The sequence below is a fragment of the Pseudomonas fluorescens genome (assembly GCF_900215245.1).
Lineage (GTDB): Bacteria > Pseudomonadota > Gammaproteobacteria > Pseudomonadales > Pseudomonadaceae > Aquipseudomonas > Aquipseudomonas fluorescens.
In genome coordinates, this window is record NZ_LT907842.1 from 1,540,369 (window position 1) to 1,561,919 (window position 21,551).

General features: G+C 60.3%; 18 protein-coding genes and 1 tRNA gene. 16 read left to right on the top strand and 3 right to left on the bottom strand.

Annotated elements, in window-relative coordinates; all coding sequences use genetic code 11:
* The first annotated feature begins 4 nt into the window (after positions 1-4).
* Positions 5-1,234, top strand: a complete 1,230-nt coding sequence (locus CPH89_RS07295) for a multifunctional CCA addition/repair protein (RefSeq protein WP_053258322.1) — start codon at positions 5-7, stop codon at positions 1,232-1,234.
* On the opposite strand, the gene folK is transcribed toward CPH89_RS07295, so the two are convergent.
* Together folK and folB are read right to left on the bottom strand one after the other, a co-directional pair.
* A complete protein-coding gene (gene folK, locus CPH89_RS07300) occupies positions 1,229-1,747 on the bottom strand; it encodes a 2-amino-4-hydroxy-6-hydroxymethyldihydropteridine diphosphokinase (protein WP_053258323.1) in 519 nt (172 codons plus the stop codon). The two genes, CPH89_RS07295 and folK, sit on opposite strands and share 6 nt — an antisense overlap.
* On the bottom strand, positions 1,738-2,091 hold the full coding sequence (gene folB / locus CPH89_RS07305) for a dihydroneopterin aldolase (protein ID WP_053258324.1): 354 nt from the start codon (positions 2,089-2,091) through the stop codon (positions 1,738-1,740). The genes folK and folB overlap by 10 nt, the downstream gene beginning before the upstream one ends.
* 72 nt (positions 2,092-2,163) lie before the next feature.
* Between folB and plsY the strand changes: the two genes are divergently transcribed.
* The gene (plsY, locus tag CPH89_RS07310) at positions 2,164-2,733 is read left to right on the top strand and encodes a glycerol-3-phosphate 1-O-acyltransferase PlsY (protein WP_053258325.1); all 570 of its coding nucleotides are present in this window, start codon (positions 2,164-2,166) and stop codon (positions 2,731-2,733) included.
* A 33-nt stretch (positions 2,734-2,766) separates the two neighbouring features.
* On the opposite strand, the gene tsaD is transcribed toward plsY, so the two are convergent.
* Entirely contained in the window at positions 2,767-3,792 is a 1,026-nt protein-coding gene (tsaD, locus tag CPH89_RS07315) for a tRNA (adenosine(37)-N6)-threonylcarbamoyltransferase complex transferase subunit TsaD (RefSeq protein ID WP_053258326.1), read from the bottom strand.
* Positions 3,793-3,995: 203 nt separating this feature from the next.
* On the opposite strand from tsaD, the gene rpsU reads away from it, so the two are divergent.
* From rpsU to pqqE, 14 genes are all read left to right on the top strand, one after another.
* Positions 3,996-4,211 carry a 30S ribosomal protein S21 gene (rpsU, locus tag CPH89_RS07320; protein WP_002551877.1) on the top strand — a complete coding sequence of 72 codons (216 nt, stop codon included), beginning with the start codon at positions 3,996-3,998 and terminating at the stop codon, positions 4,209-4,211.
* A 441-nt stretch (positions 4,212-4,652) separates the two neighbouring features.
* The gene (gene dnaG / locus CPH89_RS07325) at positions 4,653-6,623 is read left to right on the top strand and encodes a DNA primase (protein WP_053258327.1); all 1,971 of its coding nucleotides are present in this window, start codon (positions 4,653-4,655) and stop codon (positions 6,621-6,623) included.
* Between the two features lie 67 nt (positions 6,624-6,690).
* The gene (gene rpoD / locus CPH89_RS07330; protein WP_053258328.1) at positions 6,691-8,541 is read left to right on the top strand and encodes an RNA polymerase sigma factor RpoD; all 1,851 of its coding nucleotides are present in this window, start codon (positions 6,691-6,693) and stop codon (positions 8,539-8,541) included.
* A 135-nt stretch (positions 8,542-8,676) separates the two neighbouring features.
* Entirely contained in the window at positions 8,677-12,420 is a 3,744-nt protein-coding gene (locus CPH89_RS07335) for an EAL domain-containing protein (RefSeq protein ID WP_053258329.1), read from the top strand.
* A gap of 15 nt (positions 12,421-12,435) precedes the next feature.
* Positions 12,436-12,512, top strand: a tRNA-Ile gene (locus CPH89_RS07340).
* 133 nt (positions 12,513-12,645) lie between these two features.
* The gene (locus CPH89_RS07345) at positions 12,646-13,092 is read left to right on the top strand and encodes an Lrp/AsnC family transcriptional regulator (protein ID WP_053258330.1); all 447 of its coding nucleotides are present in this window, start codon (positions 12,646-12,648) and stop codon (positions 13,090-13,092) included.
* A gap of 167 nt (positions 13,093-13,259) precedes the next feature.
* Positions 13,260-14,942 carry a flavin monoamine oxidase family protein gene (locus CPH89_RS07350; RefSeq protein WP_053258806.1) on the top strand — a complete coding sequence of 561 codons (1,683 nt, stop codon included), beginning with the start codon at positions 13,260-13,262 and terminating at the stop codon, positions 14,940-14,942.
* Between the two features lie 10 nt (positions 14,943-14,952).
* Positions 14,953-15,747: a carbon-nitrogen hydrolase family protein gene (locus CPH89_RS07355; RefSeq protein WP_053258331.1), complete on the top strand. Its 795-nt coding sequence runs from the start codon at positions 14,953-14,955 to the stop codon at positions 15,745-15,747.
* A 48-nt stretch (positions 15,748-15,795) separates the two neighbouring features.
* Positions 15,796-18,171 (top strand): pyrroloquinoline quinone biosynthesis protein PqqF, encoded by a 2,376-nt coding sequence (pqqF, locus tag CPH89_RS07360; RefSeq protein ID WP_053258332.1) that lies wholly within the window; start codon positions 15,796-15,798, stop codon positions 18,169-18,171.
* Between the two features lie 158 nt (positions 18,172-18,329).
* Positions 18,330-18,404 (top strand): pyrroloquinoline quinone precursor peptide PqqA, encoded by a 75-nt coding sequence (gene pqqA / locus CPH89_RS07365; protein WP_003194766.1) that lies wholly within the window; start codon positions 18,330-18,332, stop codon positions 18,402-18,404.
* Between the two features lie 71 nt (positions 18,405-18,475).
* Positions 18,476-19,387, top strand: a complete 912-nt coding sequence (gene pqqB, locus CPH89_RS07370) for a pyrroloquinoline quinone biosynthesis protein PqqB (protein ID WP_053258333.1) — start codon at positions 18,476-18,478, stop codon at positions 19,385-19,387.
* Positions 19,388-19,398: 11 nt separating this feature from the next.
* Entirely contained in the window at positions 19,399-20,151 is a 753-nt protein-coding gene (gene pqqC, locus CPH89_RS07375; RefSeq protein ID WP_053258334.1) for a pyrroloquinoline-quinone synthase PqqC, read from the top strand.
* Positions 20,148-20,423, top strand: coding sequence for a pyrroloquinoline quinone biosynthesis peptide chaperone PqqD (pqqD, locus tag CPH89_RS07380; protein ID WP_038843051.1), 276 nt, complete (start codon positions 20,148-20,150; stop codon positions 20,421-20,423). The genes pqqC and pqqD overlap by 4 nt, the downstream gene beginning before the upstream one ends.
* Entirely contained in the window at positions 20,416-21,546 is a 1,131-nt protein-coding gene (pqqE, locus tag CPH89_RS07385; RefSeq protein WP_053258335.1) for a pyrroloquinoline quinone biosynthesis protein PqqE, read from the top strand. Before pqqD ends, pqqE begins: the two co-directional genes overlap by 8 nt.
* The last annotated feature ends 5 nt before the right edge of the window (positions 21,547-21,551 follow it).

Sequence of the window (21,551 nt, forward strand, 5' to 3'; positions counted from 1 at the left end):
TTTCATGAAAATCTACAAAGTCGGCGGTGCGGTGCGTGACCGCTTGCTGGGCATCAAGGTCACCGACATCGACCGGGTTGTTGTCGGCGCAACCACCGAAGAAATGCTCGCCAAGGGCTATAAGCCGGTGGGTGCTGACTTTCCGGTATTCCTGGACCCCAAAAACGGCGACGAATACGCCCTCGCCCGCACCGAACGCAAGAGCGGCAGGGGTTATGGGGGGTTTGTGTTCCATGCCAGCCCCGAGGTGACGCTGGAAGAAGACCTGATTCGTCGCGACCTGACCATCAATGCCATGGCGGAGGATGACGACGGCAACCTGACCGATCCCTATCACGGCCAGCGTGATTTGGCAGCGCGTCTTTTGCGTCACGTTTCCCCCGCGTTTGCCGAAGATCCCCTCCGCGTACTGCGCGTTGCACGCTTTTCAGCACGTTACGCTCACCTCGGGTTTACCGTCGCGCCGCCAACGATAGAGCTGATGCGCCAGCTCAGCGAATCCGGCGAACTGGACGCCCTGACACCCGAGCGCAGTTGGAAAGAAATTTCCCGGGCGCTGATGGAGGATCAGCCTCAGGTCTTTATTCAAGTACTGCGCGACTGCAACGCGCTGAAAACCCTGATGCCGGAAGTGGACGCCCTGTTCGGCGTACCGCAACCCGCAGCCCATCACCCGGAAATCGACACCGGCCTACATACCCTGAGCGTGCTGGAACAGGCGGCCCTGCACCAACAGCCGCTCACCGTGCGCTGGGCTTGCCTGCTGCATGACGTGGGCAAAGGCCTGACACCTGTGGATAAGTTGCCGCAGCATATTGCCCACGAACATACCGGCCTGAAGCTGATCAAGGCGATGAACGAGCGCTTCAAGGTGCCGAAGGATTGTCAGGAACTGGCCCTGCTTGTCGGCCAATATCACACCCATGGCCATCGCGCGCTGGAGCTGAAAGCTTCGACATTGTTGGAGTTGCTGCAGAGTTTCGATGTTTATCGCAGGCCACAGCGTTTTGAAGAATTCGTGGTGAGCTGTGAAATGGACGCGCGGGGCCGCAAAGGCCTGGAGCAAAGAAGTTATCCACAAGCGGATTATTTACGCGGCGCGGCGAAAGCGGCACGCGAGGTGCCTGTGGCGCCTTTACTGGAGAAAGGTTTCAAAGGCCCCGAGCTCGGTGAGGCGCTCAAGCGTGAGCGGCTCAGGGTGTTGAAAGTCTACAAAGAACAACGCGCCCTATAGGGGCGCGTCCGGCGTCAGCTGCTGGCCCTGCCACTCAAAACCGACGGGCGCCAGCACTTGATCAATCTGCGCATCGCGCCATAGCTGCGCCAATGTCTTGCCCGCCTCCGGGTGCACACGATCGGGCGCCATCAACGACAGCGGCCACAGCACAAAGGCGTTTTTCAGGATCTCTGCTCGCGGCAGGATCAAGCCATCGAAATTGCCCACCAGCTCGCCGTACAGCAACACATCGATGTCCAGCGGCAGCCCCTTGCGGTCCGGGGCATAGCGACCATTATCGGCCTCGATGAATTTCAACCGACGATCCAGCTCCATCAGCGGCAGGTCGGTATAGGCCGACACCACCAGATTGAAGAATGGCCCGCTTTTGATGCCCACCGGCTGGCTTTCGAACACTGGAGAACAGCGCACATCGATCAAGAAGCTCGCCAGCGCATCCAGGCCAGCGACCAAATGGCGCTCGCGCTCGATATTGCTGCCAAGGCCAAGGTAAATCTGAGTTAGCGACATCCGCGCTCGATCTCCACGCCCACGCCTTTGGCGGCCGGTACGGCGCCGGGCTTGGTCAACTTGAGGTGCAGCCAGGGAATCTGAAATTCACGCATCAGCACTTCGGCCAGACGCTCGGCAAAGGTTTCTACCAACTGGTACTGGGATTGCTCGGCAAAGGCCTGGATACGCGCAGATACGCTGGCGTAGTCGAGCGCCAGGGTCAGATCGTCACCCGCCGCAGCCGGGCGGTTGTCCCAGGCAAAGCTCAGGTCCAGACGCAGACATTGCTTGATGCCGCGCTCCCAGTCGTAGGCCCCGATCACGGTGTCGACTTCCAGGCCTTCGATAAACACTCTGTCCAAGCTCTTCTCCGCAGCACGACAAGGGCGCGTTGCCCCGTTAGAATCAGGGCGTCCTCGCCCGGAATAGTTAGCATGTTTTGGTTACTGGCGACTCTCGCCTACCTGCTCGGCTCGCTGTCCTTCGCCATTTTGCTCAGCCGCCTGACGGGAAATCCCGACCCGCGAATGAGTGGCTCAGGCAATGCCGGCGCCACCAATATGTTGCGCCTGGCCGGCAAGAAACTCGCCGTGCTGACGCTGCTGGGCGACGTGTGCAAGGGCCTGCTGCCCGTGCTGCTCGCCAACTACCTCGGCCTTAGCCTGCAACAACAAGCCTGGGTGGGCGTGTCTGCCGTCCTGGGCCATCTGTTTCCGCTGTACTTCCGCTTTCGCGGTGGCAAGGGTGTCGCCACGGCGGCCGGCATGTTGCTGGGGATTTACCCTCCGGCAGCGCTGCTGGCCGTGCTCGCCTGGTTACTGACGTTCTACCTGACCCGTACAAGCTCCCTGGCCGCACTGATCGCCACGCCGCTCACCCTGCCATTACTGGCTTGGCAAGAACCGGCAGCGCTGCTGCCGATGAGCGTACTGACGCTGCTGATCGTCTGGCGCCACCGCGGCAATTTACGCGACCTGTTTGCCGGGCGCGAACGGCATTTTTAAATACCTTCGATGAGCCCGGCTCACATCCGCCGCTTACAACGGTGTCAGTTGTTCCATCGGCCAGCGTGCCTGCACGCTGATCGCCAGGCTCTCATGCTGGCCGGCCTGCAGGCGCTGGCAACCGGCATACGCAATCATTGCGCCGTTGTCGGTGCAGAACTCAGGGCGCGCGTAAAACACATCGCCCTTCATGTCGCCGAGCATTTTTTCCAGCGAGGTGCGCAGGGCCTTGTTGGCGCTGACGCCGCCCGCGATCACCAGGCGCTTCATGCCGGCCTGCTTGAGGGCTCGCTTGCACTTGATGGTTAAAGTCTCCACCACGGCCTGCTGGAACGCCAGCGCGATGTCGCAACGGGCTTGCTCACTGTCGTCCCCGGCGCTGACGCTCTGCTGCCAAGTGTTGAGCGCCGAGGTTTTCAAGCCGCTGAAGCTGAACATCAGGCCAGGGCGATCACACATCGGGCGCGGGAACGTGTAGCGGCCCGGGACGCCTTTTTCGGCAAGACGGGCGATTTCCGGCCCACCAGGGTAATTGAGGCCCATCATCTTCGCGGTTTTGTCGAAAGCTTCGCCGGCCGCGTCATCCAGAGACTCGCCCAAAAGCGTGTATTGGCCTATTCCATCGACCTGAACCAGCTGCGTATGGCCGCCGGAAACCAACAAAGCGACGAACGGGAACTCTGGCGGTGTTTTTTCCAACATCGGGGCCAGCAAATGCCCCTCCATGTGGTGCACACCCAGGGCAGGAATGCCCCAGGCAAACGCCAGTGCCTGAGCGCAAGAGGCCCCAACCAGCAGGGCTCCGACCAATCCAGGGCCGGCGGTGTAAGCGATTGCATCGATCTCGGTCGGCACGCAGCCGGCCTCGTCCAACACCTGGCGAATCAACGGCAGCATGCGTTTGACGTGATCACGGCTGGCCAGCTCCGGCACCACGCCGCCGTAGGCGCGATGCAGGTCGATCTGACTGAACAGCGCATCGGCCAAAAGCCCGCGTTCACTGTCGTAAAGTGCGACACCGGTTTCGTCGCAGGAGGTTTCAAGTCCCAGTACTAGCATGGGTTTGCGCCTTGTAGAGGCTGAATTCGAAGGCGCGCATAATAGTCGCCACTCCCCCTCCCGACTAGCGGTTTTCGATCAGAGGCTTTGCATTCCGGGCAATGAGGGGTTAACATCCGCAACCCTTAAAAACCGACGACCTCAGCCGCGAATTTTTTGCGACGAGAACGTTGATTCCCGGTAATGAAAGAAGGTAGCTCTGGATGCCAGCCGTCAAAGTAAAAGAGAACGAACCCTTCGACGTAGCTCTGCGTCGTTTCAAGCGCTCCTGCGAAAAAGCCGGTGTTCTGGCTGAAGTTCGTAGCCGCGAATTTTATGAGAAGCCAACTTCTGAGCGTAAGCGTAAAGCAGCAGCCGCTGTTAAGCGTCACGCCAAGAAAGTTCAGCGCGAACAGCGCCGCGCCGTTCGTCTGTACTAATACACAGACGTTCGTAGCAAGCTTCTGCCAAGCCCGGCCCTCAGCCGGGCTGTTGGCATTTGCGGATATCGCTTGATGCTTCATCGTCGACGCCGCACACGCGACCGAGACACTGCTTCAAACGTCAGGACTGGCTCTTCTGCCAGCGGTGCGCGTCTCTTCTGACGAGCCTAACAAGGCTACTGACGAGCACACTTATTTTTTAACAGGCGATCAACAGATCGACTGCGCCCACCGATGAGCTTCCGAGGCCCGCAAACGGCCAAGACCGGACTCCCGGGCAACATTTCCATGCCGAAATCTGATTGAAATTAACGTCAGTGAATGTTCGGCAGATACACTTCCTGACAGCCCAAGCAGACGACAGTTGATCGAGCCGCACAATTTGCGCGCCCGAGCACTTCACGGGCCTCATTGACACGCAGTGATGACGAGAACGCCATGGCCGGGCTAATTCCCCAGAGCTTTATTGACGACCTTCTGAACCGCACCGACATCGTCGATGTTGTCAGCTCGCGCGTGCAAATGAAGAAGGCTGGCAAGAACTACACCGCCTGCTGCCCGTTTCACAAAGAAAAAACCCCGTCGTTCAGCGTCAGCCCCGACAAGCAGTTCTACTACTGTTTCGGCTGCGGCGCGGGCGGCAATGCCCTCGGCTTCATCATGGACCACGACAACCTGGACTTCCCCCAGGCTGTCGAGGAACTGGCGAAAGCCGCCGGCATGGAGATCCCTCGCGAAGAAAGCGGTCGCCCGCACAAACCGCGACAACCCACCGACTCGCCGCTGTACCCGCTGCTGACGGCCGCTGCCGACTTCTATCGTCAGGCGCTTAAAAGCCATCCGCAGCGTAAGGCTGCCGTCGATTACCTCAAGGGCCGCGGCCTCACGGGCGAGATCGCCAGGGACTTCGGCCTCGGCTTCGCCCCGCCTGGCTGGGACAACCTGTACAAGCACCTGAGCAGTGACACGCTGCAACAGAAGGCGATGATCGACGCCGGCCTGCTGGTGGAAAACGCCGAGACGGGCAAGCGCTACGACCGGTTCCGCGACCGCGTGATGTTCCCGATCCGCGACAGCCGTGGCCGGATCATCGCTTTCGGCGGCCGAGTGCTGGGGGACGATAAACCCAAGTACCTGAACTCCCCGGAAACCCCGGTATTTCATAAAGGCCAGGAACTCTACGGCCTGTTCGAGGCGCGCAAAAACAATCGCAACCTCGATGAAATCATCGTGGTGGAAGGCTACATGGACGTGATTGCCCTCGCCCAGCAGGGCCTGCGCAATGCCGTCGCCACGCTGGGGACCGCCACCAGCGAAGAACACATGAAACGCCTGTTTCGCGTGGTGCCCAGCGTATTGTTCTGCTTCGACGGTGACCAGGCTGGCCGTAACGCCGCCTGGCGCGCACTCGAAGCCACGCTGTCGAGCCTGCAGGATGGGCGCCGTGCGCGCTTTTTGTTTCTGCCGGAAGGCGAAGACCCGGACACCCTGGTGCGCTCCGAAGGCACCGACGCTTTCCGCGCGCGCATTAATCAGCATGCGCAGCCCCTGGCGGACTATTTCTTCCAGCAGCTGACTGAAGAAGCCGACCCGCGCTCCCTCGAAGGCAAGGCCCACATGGCCACCCTTGCGGCACCGCTGATCGACAAAGTGCCGGGCGCCAACCTGAAATCACTGATGCGCATGCGCCTGCTGGAAATCACCGGCTTGAGCGGCGAAGCCGTCAGCCAGCTGGTACACAACGCACCGCAAGACGCGCCACCCGCGTACGACCCAGGCATGGATTACGACGCCATGCCGGACTATTCCGACTTCCACCAACCGCAGGAGGCCTACGCGCCCCAGCAGGAATGGACACCGAAAAAGCCCGGCGCCGGCGGTAAAAAATGGGACAAGAAACCCTGGAGCAAGAACGGTAAGCGCGGTGATCGCGATGAGCCCTACGCTCCACGCACACCCGTCGCGGTAGAAGCCCCGACGCTTATTGCGTTGCGTACGCTTATTCACCACCCGCAATTGGCGGAAAGGGTCGAAAGCGCCGAGCATTTTGCCAACGAGAGCAACACCTATGCTCAGGTACTGATCGCCTTGATCGAGGCGGTACAGAAAAATCCTAAGCTAAACTCAATTCAGTTGATGGCTCGTTGGCATGGCACCGAACAAGGCCGCCTTCTTAAAGCACTTGCGGAAAAGGAGTGGCTAATTGACGGCGATAACCTTGAACAACAGTTTTTAGACACCATTACTAGGTTATCAGCGGGTCAGCATACGCAGACCCTCGATGAACTCATCAAAAGAGCGAGGCAGCCGGGATTGTCGGCTGAAGAGCAAATTCAGATAGCAAAACAGATGCGTGACCTCTTAAAACAGAATGTTTCCGCATCAAACCCGACCTCAGCTGGCGTGTGAGGTCATAGCTCGGGTATAATCCTCGGCTTGTTTTTTGCCCGCCAAGACCTTCAGTGGATAGGGTGTTATGTCCGGAAAAGCGCAACAGCAGTCTCGTATCAAAGAGTTGATCACACTCGGTCGTGAGCAGGGTTACCTGACTTACGCGGAGGTCAACGACCACCTGCCTGAGGATATTTCAGATCCAGAGCAGGTGGAAGACATCATCCGCATGATTAATGACATGGGGATCAACGTATTCGAAGTCGCGCCAGATAAGGATTCCCTTATGCTGGCCGACGCTGATACCGACGAGGCCGCCGCTGAAGAAGCCGCTGCCGCGCTGGCTGCAGTAGAGACCGATATTGGCCGCACGACAGACCCGGTGCGCATGTATATGCGTGAAATGGGTACTGTCGAGCTGCTGACACGCGAAGGCGAAATTGAAATCGCCAAGCGTATCGAAGAGGGTATCCGCGAAGTGATGGGCGCAATTGCGCACTTCCCTGGCACGGTTGACCACATTCTCTCCGAGTACACCCGCGTCACCACCGAAGGTGGTCGCCTGTCCGACGTTCTGAGCGGTTATATCGACCCGGACGACGGCATTGCGCCGCCTGCCGCCGAAGTACCGCCGCCCGTCGACCCGAAGGCCCCTAAAGCCGACGACGACACCGACGACGACGATGCTGAAGCCAGCAGCGACGACGAAGATGAAGTCGAAAGCGGCCCGGACCCGATCATCGCTGCCCAGCGTTTCGGTGCGGTTTCCGATCAAATGGAAATCACCCGCAAGGCTCTGAAAAAGCACGGTCGCGGCAACAAGCTGGCAATTGCCGAGCTGGTGGCCCTGGCTGAGCTGTTCATGCCAATCAAGCTGGTGCCGAAGCAATTTGAAGGCCTGGTTGAGCGTGTGCGCAGTGCTCTTGAGCGTCTGCGTGCCCAAGAGCGCGCAATCATGCAGCTCTGCGTACGTGATGCACGCATGCCGCGTGCCGACTTCCTGCGCCAGTTCCCGGGCAACGAAGTGGATGAAAGCTGGACCGACGCACTGGCCAAAGGCAAGGCGAAGTACGCCGAAGCCATTGGTCGCCTGCAGCCGGACATCATCCGTTGCCAGCAGAAGCTGACCGCGCTTCAAACCGAAACCGGTCTGACGATTGCTGAGATCAAGGACATCAACCGTCGCATGTCGATCGGTGAGGCCAAGGCCCGCCGCGCGAAGAAAGAGATGGTTGAAGCGAACTTGCGTCTGGTGATCTCCATCGCCAAGAAGTACACCAACCGTGGCCTGCAATTCCTCGATCTGATCCAGGAAGGCAACATCGGCTTGATGAAGGCTGTGGACAAGTTCGAATACCGTCGCGGCTACAAGTTCTCGACTTATGCCACCTGGTGGATCCGTCAGGCGATCACTCGCTCGATCGCAGACCAGGCCCGCACCATCCGTATTCCGGTGCACATGATCGAGACCATCAACAAGCTCAACCGTATTTCCCGGCAGATGTTGCAGGAAATGGGTCGCGAACCGACGCCGGAAGAGCTGGGCGAACGCATGGAAATGCCTGAGGATAAAATCCGTAAGGTATTGAAGATCGCTAAAGAGCCGATCTCCATGGAAACGCCGATTGGTGATGACGAAGACTCCCATCTGGGTGACTTCATCGAAGACTCGACCATGCAGTCGCCCATCGATGTGGCTACCGTTGAGAGCCTTAAAGAAGCGACTCGCGACGTACTGTCCGGCCTCACTGCCCGTGAAGCCAAGGTACTGCGCATGCGTTTCGGCATCGACATGAATACCGACCACACCCTTGAGGAAGTCGGTAAGCAGTTTGACGTGACCCGTGAACGGATCCGTCAGATCGAAGCCAAGGCACTGCGCAAGTTGCGCCACCCGACGCGAAGCGAGCATCTACGCTCCTTCCTCGACGAGTGATACCAGAACCCCCGGCCCAGGCCGGGGGTTTTGCTTTCTGCAGATTACTTTCTACAGATTTACTGCCGCGCAATCCCCCTCCCCCGCAATGCCCGTCTACACTCGAAACATTCCCCGTGCCATAACGAGACCGTTATGCCCAGACTGCCGACTGTGATACTGCTGTCGCTGCTGACCTGGACCGCAACGGCTGGCGCGTTGACTCTCACCGATGAAGAGCGTGGCTGGCTGGCGGACCATCAGGAGCTGCGCCTGGGGGTGGACGCTTCCTGGCCACCCTTCGAGTACCGTGATGAAAATGGCCGTTACCAAGGCCTGGCTGCCGATTATGTTCGCCTGATCCAGGACCGCCTGGGCGTCAGGATCAAGCTGGTCGAGCCCGTCAACTGGACAGCCGTGCTTGAGCAGGCAAAGAACAACCAGCTCGACCTGCTGCCCGGCATCATGTCCACACCGGAGCGCCAGAACTACCTGGCCTTCACACGGCCCTATCTGGATTTCCCCATCATCATCCTCGCCCATGAGGGCGGCGCACAACCGCGCAACCTCAAGGACCTGTATGGCTTGAAGATCGCGGTCGTCGAGAACTACGCGCCTCATGAATTGCTGCGCACCCACCACCCCGACCTCAATTTGGTGGCGATGCCCAATGTCAGCTCGACCCTGCAAGCACTGGCCACTGACGAAGTGGATGCCGTAATCAGCGATCTGGCATCCAGCGTCTGGAGCCTGCGCCAGCTCAAACTCGATGGGTTGTACGTCAGCGGCGAAACCCCCTACCGCTATCAGTTGGCGATGGGGGTGCCGCGCGATCAGAAAATGCTGGTGGGCATTCTGGACAAAGTCCTCGCCGACCTCAGTTCAGACGAAACCGACGCGATCCAGCAACACTGGGTCGGCAGCGTCACCGATCACCGCACCTTCTGGGTCGACTTACTGAAATACGGCCTACCGGCGGTGTTGTTGTTGAGCACCGTGCTGGCCATTGTGATTCGGATCAATCGGCGACTCAGCTCGGAAATTTCCCGGCGGGTCGCCCTTGAGCAGGAATTGCGCAGCAGTGAATATCACTATCGCGGCCTGGTCGAGAGCCTGTCCGCCATCGCCTGGGAAGCCAGCATCAGCGATTTCACCTACAGCTACGTATCACCCCATGCCGAAGAACTGCTGGGCTACCCGCGCGCCCATTGGCTGATTCCAGGTTTTTGGCGCAACATCATCCACCCTGCCGACCTGACGCGCGCTGAAGCCTATTGCTACCGGGAAACGCGCGCCAACCGCGACCACAGCATCGATTATCGAGTGATTACCGCCGACGGCCGCTGCTTGTGGGTGCGCGACATTGTCAGCCTCATCGAGCACGGGCATGAGCCGGTGCTACGCGGCCTGATGATCGATATCAGCGAAGCCAAGCGCACCGAAGAAGCCTTGCAACTGTCCGAGCAGAAATTTGCCTCGGTGTTCCAGCAATGCCCGGACATCCTGGTGATTGCGCGGATGTCCGATGGCTGCCTGCTTGAAGTGAATAAAGCGTTCGAGGACCAGATTGGCCTTAGCGCCGAAGAAGTCGTCGGCAAAACCGCCACCGAACTGAATATCTGGGGTATCCAGGGCGTCGGCCCCGACCTGCTGCAACGGGTCCAAAGCAGCAGCGTGCGCAACCTGGAAATGCCCTTTCGGCGCAGCAACGGCCAAGCGTTTACCGGGCTGATCTCCGCGGAGCCGTTCCAGCTCGACACCACCGAAGCCCTGGTCGTGGTGGTGCGTGACATCAGCCAGCTCAAGGAAACCCAACAACAGCTGCAAACCTCCGAAGAGAAATTCGCCAAAGCCTTCCACGCGTCCCCCGATGGCTTGCTGCTGAGCCGCCAAAGCGATGGGTTACTGATTGAAGTGAACGAGGGTTTCAGCCGACTGACCGGGTACACCAGCGCAACCTCACTTGACCAGTCAACCCTGGACCTGGGCATCTGGGTCGACCTCAACGAGCGCAGGCACATGCTGGAACTGTTGAAGCGCGACGGTTTTGTCCGCGATTTCGTCTGCCATATACGACGCAGTGATGGGCAAATTCGTCTGTGCGAAGTGTCCAGCCGCCCGCTGCCCATTGCCGATGAAAATTGCATGCTGACCATCGCGCGGGACATTACCGAGCGCCAACTCATGCAGGAAAAACTGCAACAGGCCGCCACCGTGTTCGAAAGTACGGCCGAAGGGGTATTGATCACCGACACCCGGCAGAACATCAGCGCCGTCAACCGCGCCTTCAGCGAAATCACCGGCTACAGCGAAGCCGAAGCCCTCGGCAGTACGCCGCGTCTGCTCGCCTCCGGCCTGCATGACAGCGCATTCTATGCGGCAATGTGGCACCAGTTGACCGCTTATGGACACTGGCAAGGTGAGATTTCCAACCGCCGCAAGAACGGCGAACTGTACCCCAGTTGGCTGACCATCAGTGCCGTGCGCAACCGCGATCAAGTGGTCACACACTTTGTCGCGGTGTTTGCCGACATCTCCAGCCTCAAGCATGCCCAGGCCCGCCTCGACTACCAGGCCCATCATGATCCGCTGACCGGGCTGCCCAATCGCACCCTGTTTGAAAGCCGTTTGCAGGCGGCACTTAATGGCCAGCAGGAAAGCGGTAACCAGGGTGCCGTGTTGTTCCTCGACCTGGACCGTTTCAAACACATTAACGACAGCCTTGGCCATCCCGTTGGCGACCTGTTGCTCAAGGACATCGCCGTGCGGCTCAAGGAGCAACTGCGCGACGTCGACACCGTGGCGCGCCTGGGCGGCGACGAATTCATCATCCTGCTGCCCGGCCTGCAACAAGCCAGCGATGCCGAGCACCTGGCTAACAAGCTGCTCGCCTGCTTTACCCCACCGTTCCAGGCCGGCGAGCATGAGTTTTTTATCAGCGCCAGTATCGGCACCAGCCTGTACCCGCAGGACGGCACCGACGTTGCCACTCTGGTCAAAAACGCCGACGCCGCCATGTACCGCTCCAAGGCCAAGGGCCGCAACCGCGTCGAAAGCTATACCCGCGACCTCACCGCTCAAGCCAACGAGCGCGTGGCACTGGAGCACGAACTGCGCCGCGCCATCGAGCGTGAAGAGCTGTTTTTGTATTACCAACCGAAACTGAGCCTGGACACGCAGGCACTGATCGGCGCCGAAGCGTTGATCCGCTGGCACCACCCGACCTTCGGCGACGTACCGCCCGAGCACTTCATCGCCCTGGCCGAAGAGAACGGCATGATCCTGCAGATTGGCGACTGGGTACTGGAACAAGCGTGCAGCCAGATGCACCTGTGGAAAGACACGTTCGAGGATTTCGGCCCACTGTCGGTGAACCTCGCCGGCGCGCAACTGCGTCATCCCGGCCTGTTGGCGCGCATCGAACAACTGTTGCGGGACTACCGCCTGGAGCCCGGCTGCCTGCAACTGGAAATCACCGAGAACTTCATCATGAGCCAGGCCGAAGAAGCGCTGGAGGTGTTGCACCAGCTCAAACACCTGGGCGTGCAATTGGCGATTGATGATTTCGGCACTGGCTATTCATCGCTCAGCTACCTCAAGCGCCTGCCGCTGGACTTCCTCAAGATCGACCAGTCTTTCGTACGCGGCCTGCCCGACGACCCCCACGACGCCGCCATCGTGCGCGCCATCATCGCCCTGGGCCACAGCATGCAATTCACCATCATCGCCGAAGGCGTGGAAAACGCCGCGCAACAGGCCTTCCTCGCCGCCGAAGGCTGTGAACAGATGCAAGGCTACATCGTCAGCCTACCGCTGCCGCCCGAGCTTTTTGCCGAGGCCTTTCTTCATATGCGGGTTTCAGACTTTTCGGATGGCACAGCGGGGAAACCGTCGTTATAATCCGCGACCTACTGAGGGCCTATAGCTCAGTTGGTTAGAGCAGGGGACTCATAATCCCTTGGTCGTAGGTTCGAGTCCTACTGGGCCCACCATACTCAAAGCCGCGCATTGCGCGGCTTTTGTGTGTCTGGCGCAGATGGTTTGTCGGCTGTTCGCCTACCCCCTCGACACCCACGCAAACCTGTAACATGGCCACCCATTGCCGCCCGCACTGGAGCCCTGCCCTTGCCCACCCTGGATGAAATCGATCGCCAATTGATCGCCGCCTTGCAGATCAACGCCCGCGAAAGCGTGGCCATGCTTGCCCGGCAGTTGGGTATTGCGCGCACCACGGTGACGTCGCGCCTGGCACGTCTGGAGAAAACCCAGGTGATTACCGGGTATGGCGTGCGCCTCGGGCAACGTGTGATCGATGGTGGCTTGCAGGCGTATGTCGGGATCACCGTTCAAGCGCGTTCGGGCAAGGAAGTGTTGCGCCGGCTGAGCGCCATGGCGCAGGTGCAGCAACTGTGTGCGGTGAGTGGTGAATTCGATTACGTGGCCTGGCTGCGCACCGATTCGCCGGAACAGCTCGATCAGTTGCTGGACCAGATCGGCAGCGTCGACGGCGTGGAGAAAACCACTACCTCGATCATCCTCAGTAACAAATTGGATCGCGGCCAACCAATTTGACTGACAACTTCGTCACTTTGACTAAAAACAATCCAATCCGACGACACTTTGCGTCTTATTAACGAACGCAACGCTGCCTAAACTGGCTGCCATCTTTTCCTATACTCAACGGGCCGAATCCCGCCGAGTCGCCAGTAAGGTCAGCCATGAGCATTCCGTCCAGCACCATCAGCAAGACCAATCGCCACCCCGCCGACGGTAAAAAACCCATCACCATCTTTGGCCCGGACTTTCCGTTTGCCTTTGATGACTGGATCGAGCACCCGGCCGGTCTGGGTAGCATCCCGGCGGCCAACCATGGCGCCGAAGTGGCGATTGTCGGTGCCGGGATCGCCGGTCTGGTGGCTGCCTACGAGCTGATGAAGCTGGGCCTCAAGCCCGTGGTGTATGAAGCCTCGAAAATGGGTGGTCGCCTGCGCTCCCAGGCGTTTGAAGGGGCCGAAGGCATCATCGCCGAGTTGGGTGGCATGCGTTTTCCGGTGTCGTCCACCGCGTTCTACCACTATGTAGACAAGCTGGGCCTGGAAACCAAACCCTTCCCCAACCCGCTGACGCCGGCCTCCGGCAGCACGGTGATCGACCTCGAAGGCCAGACTCACTACGCGCAAAAAATCTCCGACTTGCCGGTACTGTTCCAGGAAGTTGCCGATGCCTGGGCGGATGCGCTGGAAGCCGGTTCACAATTCGGTGATATCCAGCAGGCCATCCGCGACCGCGACGTGCCGCGCCTCAAAGCGCTGTGGAATAAGCTGGTGCCACTGTGGGACGACCGCACCTTCTATGACTTCGTCGCCACCTCGAAGGCCTTCGCCAAGCTGTCGTTCCATCATCGCGAAGTGTTCGGCCAGGTCGGTTTCGGCACCGGCGGCTGGGACTCGGACTTCCCCAACTCGATGCTCGAGATCTTCCGCGTGGTGATGACCAACTGCGACGACCATCAACACCTGGTGGTCGGCGGTGTGGCGCAGGTGCCCATGGGCATTTGGCGCCATGTGCCTGAGCGTTGCGCCCACTGGCCGGCGGGCACCAGCCTCAGCTCGCTGCATCGCGGCGCGCCACGGGCGGGGGTGAAACGCATTGCCCACGCCGCCGATGGCCGTTTCGCAGTCACCGACAACTACGGCGACACCCGCGAATACGCCGCCGTGCTGACCACCTGCCAAAGTTGGCTGCTGACCACCCAGATCGAATGCGACGAAAGCCTGTTTTCGCAAAAAATGTGGATGGCCCTGGATCGCACGCGCTACATGCAGTCGTCGAAAACCTTCGTGATGGTCGACCGCCCGTTCTGGAAAGACAAAGACCCGGAAACCGGCCGCGACCTGATGAGCATGACCCTCACCGATCGCCTGACCCGTGGCACATACCTGTTCGACAACGGCGACGACAAGCCTGGGGTTATCTGCCTGTCGTACTCGTGGATGAGCGACGCGCTGAAAATGCTTCCGCAGCCCATCGACAAACGCGTCAAGCTGGCCCTCGACGCGCTGAAGAAGATTTACCCGAAAGTCGACATCAAGGCGCGCATCATCGGCGACCCGATTACCGTATCGTGGGAAGCCGACCCGCATTTCCTCGGGGCTTTCAAAGGCGCATTGCCCGGCCACTATCGTTACAACCAGCGGATGTATGCGCACTTCATGCAGAAGGACATGCCCGCCGAACAACGTGGGATTTTTATCGCCGGTGACGACGTGTCCTGGACCCCCGCCTGGGTGGAAGGCGCGGTGCAGACTTCGCTGAACGCGGTGTGGGGCATCATGACTCACTTCGGTGGCAGCACTCACCCGGAGAACCCGGGGCCGGGTGACGTATTTGATGAAATCGGACCGATCGCCCTGGCCGATTAAGGAGTTGAACATGCGCGTCGCCCTGTACCAATGCCCACCGCTGCCGTTGGATGTCGCCGGCAACCTCACGCGCCTGCATTCACTCGCGCATGAAGCGTCGGGTGCCGATGTGCTGGTGCTGCCGGAGATGTTCCTCAGCGGCTACAACATCGGTGCCGAAGCGGTTGGCGCGTTGGCCGAAGCTCAGGATGGGCCGTCAGCACAGACGATTGCCGACCTGGCGAAAAGCGCCGGGCTGGCGATCCTCTATGGCTACCCGGAGCGCGCCGAGGACGGGCAGATCTACAACGCCGTGCAGTTGATCGACGCCCACGGCCGGCGCTTGTGCAACTATCGCAAGACCCACCTGTTTGGCGACCTGGATCACTCGATGTTCAGTGCCGGGGAGGATGATTTCCCGCTGGTGGAACTGAACGGTTGGACGCTCGGTTTTCTGATCTGCTATGACCTGGAATTCCCGGAAAACACCCGTCGCCTGGCCCTGGCCGGGGCCGAACTGATCCTGGTGCCCACCGCCAACATGGTGCCGTTCGACTTCGTCGCCGACGTGACCGTGCGAGCGCGGGCCTTTGAAAACCAGTGTTATGTGGCCTATGCCAACTACTGCGGGCACGAAGACACGATTCAATACTGCGGACAAAGCAGCATTGCCGCGCCGAATGGTCAGCGAATCGCCCAGGCCGGCCTGGATGAAGCCTTGATCGTCGGGCAGTTGGACCGCCAAGCCATCACGGACGCACGCACTGCCAATCACTACCTTCAGGACCGACGCCCCGAGCTATACGGCGCACTGCACAAGCCCTGACCCGGCCGGTTTGTTAGCATAGGCACATTCTACGTTTTGGAAGTGCCCATGCCTGCGCCGGCCCACCCTCATCACCTGCACCTGACGCTGGCCAACGGTTTGCGAGTTTCCTTGCACCATGCGCCGCGTTTGAAGCGTTGCGCCGCGGTGTTACGCGTGGCCGCCGGCAGCCATGACGTGCCATTGGCCTGGCCAGGGTTGGCGCATTTTCTTGAGCATTTGTTGTTTCTCGGCACCCAACGGTTTCCGACAAACGAAGGGTTGATGGCCTACGTGCAGCGCCATGGCGGGCAGGTCAACGCCAGCACCCGCGAACGCACCACGGACTTCTTCTTTGAGTTGCCGGTAGCGCCCTTTGCGGGGGGCTTGGAACGGCTGGCCGATATGCTCGCCCATCCGCGCCTGGCGCTTGAAGACCAGCGGCGTGAGCGCGAAGTGCTGCAAGCGGAGTTTGTTGCCTGGTCTGAAGACGCCAACGCGCAACAGCAAGTCGCACTGCTGGAAGGTTTGGCAGCCGACCATCCCCTGCGAGGCTTTCATGCCGGCAATCGCGACAGCCTGCCGCTGGAGCGTGAGGCATTTCAACAGGCCTTGCGGGAATTCCACGCCGGGTTCTATCGGACCGGGCAGATGACCTTGAGCCTCGCCGGCCCGCAGCCGCTGGAGGCGCTGCACGCGTTGGCCCAACAGTTCAGCCAAGCATTGGCTTCAGGGCCAGCGCGCCCACAGGCTGCGCCGCCAGCGCTGATGCAGGGCGAGGCACGGGTTTATCAACACACCGCCCACCACCACCTGCACCACGTCATTACCTGTGACGCCCCCCGTGAAGCACTGGATTTTCTCTGCACGTGGCTCAACGCCTCGGCGCCGGGCGGGCTGCTGGCCGAACTGAAAGCACGAAAACTGGCCAGCGCAGTGCAGGCGTCGGTGCTTTATCACTTCGCTGACCAGGCCGTGCTGGATATCGACTTTACCCTTGGCAACCAAGACAGTTCGGCGACTCGAATCGAAGCGCTGCTGCACGACTGGCTGAGCTTTTTCGTACACAGCGACTGGTCTTCGTTGCGCGAAGAATTCGCCCTGCTTGCGGCTCGCCAACAACAGGTCCAAGGCGCCCTGGCATTGGCTCGCCACGACAGCAAAGGCCTGTCGCAACAAGATTGCGCAGCCCTGAAGACCATGCTGGATGCTCTGCACTTGCCGCCGTCTGAATACCCCTGGCAATTGCCACCCCACAACCCGTTTCTGCGCCCGCCCGTCAAAGCAGAACGCGCCGGCCTGATTCGCGGCCAGACCAGTGCCCACCGTGGTTTGCGCACCTTTGCCCAGGACCGCTCCCGAGGCCGCCGCGAGGTCTCGGCGCTGGTATTCAGCCAGGCCGTGGCAGATGACACCGATGAAGGCGCGCTCTACCTGCACTGGCGGTTTGACGCAGCCGTACCCGCCGGGCTGGAAAGCGCATTGCAGTCTTTACGTGAGAATGCCCATCAGGCCGGAATCGAGTTGTCTTTCGAAACCACTGGCAATGACTGGCAGGTGAAAATGATCGGCCTTCACGAGCCCATGCCGGCAGTGCTTGAAGAACTGGCACGTCGCCTTGGCTCACTGGATGAACACCTGCCGTCACCCGCCCCAACGCCGCTGATCGCTATTCGTGCATTGCTCAAGGCGTTGCCTGCTTGCTGCAGCGGTGATCATTCCGGCACGTGCGAGGCGCCAGGCACATGGACGACCGCCCGCTGGCAAGGGTTGGGTATCGGTTTACCCGCCGCCTGTGAAGCTGCGATCAAAGTCGCGGCAGCGCGGCTGCCTGGGCAGCCGGCGAACCTTGAGTCCACCTCACCCACGCTCAGCGGCCAGAAGCTATGGCACGCGATAAGCACCGACTCCAACGAGGCCGCGTTGTTGCTGTTTTGCCCAACGCCGACGCGCGCGCTGGCAGACGAAGCGGCATGGCGGCTGCTTGGGCACCTGCTGCAGGGGCCGTTTTACCAGCGCCTGCGCGTCGAACTGCAAATCGGCTACGCGGTATTCAGCGGCATCCGACAGGTCAAAGGGCAAACCGGGCTGCTGTTTGGCGTGCAATCCCCCAGCGTGTCGCTGAGCGGGATCGTTGATCACCTGAACACCTTCCTGGAACAGTTGCCGGCATTGGTCGAGCGCAGCGCCGACTTCGACAACCAGCGGCTGGCGCAGCAATTCTCTGCCGCTGAGCTACCTGTCGCCCAAGCCGCCGAGCTGCTTTGGCATGCCCACCTGGCGGGCCACACGTCGGATTATCTGGGGCACCTTCAGCACCTGATCCAAACCCTGACGCGCGAGGATTTGCAGCACGCCGCCCAGCAACTCAACGACGCGACAGGTGGCTGGCGCTGTGTGGCCAACGGCCCGCGCATCACGGACGCCTGGCAACCGGCAGGTTGATCATTGCCAACCCTGCAACAGGCTTTTTCCACCAAGACAGCGCTAACTTGAAAAGAATTGCGTAACATTAATAGGCAATATCTGAACATCTCCGATTGGAGGTGGACTATATGTATGACTCAGTAGTGAACGTCCCATCCTTTGGTAGGAGTATGAATATGACTTGGTCCAAACCTGCTTACACTGATCTGCGTATCGGTTTTGAAGTCACCATGTACTTCGCCAGCCGCTGATTGGCTGGGTAAGACAACGCCTCGGCTCGCCCGGGGCGTTTTTGTTTTGAGTTTTGCTTGATGGAGCGACCATGTTTGTCCAGATTCTAGGTTCCGCCGCCGGCGGTGGCTTCCCGCAGTGGAACTGCAACTGCGTGAACTGCGCAGGCTTTCGCGCTGGCAGCCTGCGGGCGCAGGCGCGTACTCAGTCGTCCATCGCGATCTCTGACGATGGGGTTAACTGGGTGCTGTGCAATGCTTCGCCGGATATCCGCGCGCAACTGCAGGGCTTTGCACCGATGCAACCCGGCCGCGCCCTGCGCGATACCGGCATCAGCGCAATCATCTTGATGGACAGCCAGATCGACCACACCACCGGCCTGTTGAGCCTGCGCGAAGGCTGCCCGCACCAGGTGTGGTGCACCGACATGGTCCATGAAGACCTGAGCACCGGTTTCCCGCTGTTCACCATGCTCACGCACTGGAACGGCGGCCTGGCCTGGAACCGCATCGAACTGGACGCCAGCTTCACCATCCCGGCGTGCCCTAACCTGCGTTTCACCCCGCTGCCACTGCGCAGCGCCGCACCGCCCTACTCGCCGCACCGCTTCGACCCGCACCCTGGCGATAACATCGGCCTGATCGTTGAAGACCTGCGCACCGGCGGCAAACTGTTCTACGCCCCGGGCCTGGGCAAAGTCGACGCGCCATTGCTGGAGATCATGGCCGGCAGCGATTGCCTGCTGGTGGACGGCACGATGTGGGACGACGACGAAATGCAGCGCCGTGGCGTCGGCACGCGCACCGGTCGCGAGATGGGCCACCTGGCGCAAAACGGCCCCGGCGGCATGCTGGAAGTGCTGGAGCAGTTGCCCAAGCAACGCAAAGTGCTGATTCACATCAACAACACCAACCCGATCCTCGATGAAGACTCCCCCGAAAGGGCCGAGCTGGTGCGACGTAACGTTGAAGTGGCTTACGACGGCATGAGCCTCGAATTGTAGGAGCAACCGAAATGACTGACACACCACTGACGCCCGCCGAGTTCGAGCACGCCTTACGGGCCAAAGGCGCCTTCTACCATATCCATCACCCATACCACGTGGCGATGTATGAAGGCCGCGCCACCCGCGAGCAGATCCAGGGCTGGGTTGCCAACCGTTTTTACTATCAGGTGAACATCCCCTTGAAGGATGCCGCCATCCTGGCCAATTGCCCGGACCGCGAAATCCGCCGCGAGTGGATCCAGCGCCTGCTCGACCACGACGGTGCCCCCGGTGAGGATGGCGGCATCGAAGCCTGGCTGCGTTTGGGTCAGGCGGTCGGCCTCGACCCGGACCAGCTGCGCTCCCAGGAGCTGGTGCTGCCCGGCGTGCGGTTTGCCGTGGACGCTTACGTCAACTTCGCCCGCCGCGCCAGCTGGCAAGAAGCCGCCAGCAGCTCGCTGACCGAACTGTTCGCGCCGCAGATCCACCAGTCGCGCCTCGACAGCTGGCCGCAGCACTACCCCTGGATCGACCCTGCCGGTTATGAGTATTTCCGCACCCGCCTGGGCCAGGCCCGTCGCGACGTGGAGCACGGTTTGGCGATCACCTTGCAGCACTACACCACCCGCGAAGGCCAGGAGCGCATGCTGGAAATTCTCCAGTTCAAACTGGACATACTGTGGAGCATGCTGGATGCCATGAGCATGGCCTATGAACTGAACCGCCCGCCCTATCACAGCGTGACCGAGCAGCGGGTCTGGCATAAAGGGATCACCCTATGAGCTTTGATCGCAGCAAAACACCGACGTGGCGCCAGGGCTACCGCTACCAGTACGAGCCAGCGCAAAAAGGCCACGTGTTGCTCTACCCCGAAGGCATGATCAAGCTCAACGACAGCGCCGCGTTGATCGGTGGCTTGATCGACGGCGAGCGCGACGTAGCGGCCATCATCGCCGAACTGGATAAACAATTCCCTGGCGTGCCTGAGCTCGGTAAAGACATCGAGGATTTCATGGAGGTCGCCCGTGCTGAGCACTGGATTACCCTTGCCTGAAAAACCGCCCGTTGGCCTGCCGCTGTGGCTGCTCGCCGAGCTGACCTACCGCTGCCCGCTACAGTGCCCGTATTGCTCCAATCCACTGGATTTTGCCGAGCAAGGCAAGGAGCTGAGCACTGAGCAGTGGATCAAGGTATTTCGCGAAGCCCGGGAGATGGGTGCTGCGCAATTGGGCTTTTCCGGCGGTGAACCGCTGGTGCGCCAGGACCTTGCCGAGCTGATCGCCGAGGCGCGCAAGCTGGGCTTCTACACCAACCTCATCACCTCCGGGATTGGCCTCACTGAACAGAAGATCAGTGACTTCAAGAAAGCCGGCCTGGACCATATCCAGATCAGCTTCCAAGCCAGTGATGAACAGGTGAACAACTTGCTCGCAGGCTCGAAAAAAGCTTTCGCGCAAAAACTCGAAATGGCCCGTGCGGTGAAAGCGCATGGCTATCCGATGGTGCTGAACTTCGTCACCCATCGGCACAATATCGATAAAATCGACCGCATCATCGAGCTGTGCATCGCACTGGAAGCAGACTTCGTCGAACTCGCCACCTGCCAGTTCTATGGCTGGGCGCAGCTCAATCGTGTGGGGTTGCTGCCGACCAAAGAACAGCTGGTGCGCGCCGAACGCATCACCAACGAGTACCGCGCCAAGCTGGAAGCCGAAGGCCATCCATGCAAGCTGATTTTCGTCACACCCGATTATTACGAGGAACGCCCAAAAGCCTGCATGAATGGCTGGGGGAGTATTTTTCTGACGGTAACGCCGGACGGCACTGCCCTGCCCTGCCACGGTGCCCGACAGATGCCGGTGCAATTTCCCAATGTGCGTGACCACAGCATGCAGCACATCTGGTACGACTCGTTTGGCTTCAACCGCTTTCGCGGCTACGACTGGATGCCCGAGCCTTGCCGCTCATGCGATGAAAAAGAAAAGGACTTTGGCGGCTGCCGTTGCCAGGCCTTCATGCTCACGGGCGACGCGAGCAATGCCGACCCGGTGTGCAGCAAGTCCGAGCAGCACGGCATCATCCTGCAAGCGCGGGAAGAGGCCGAACACGCCACCCAGACCATTGAGCAACTGGCCTTTCGCAATGAGCGCAACTCACGGCTCATCGCAAAAGGCTGACGGCT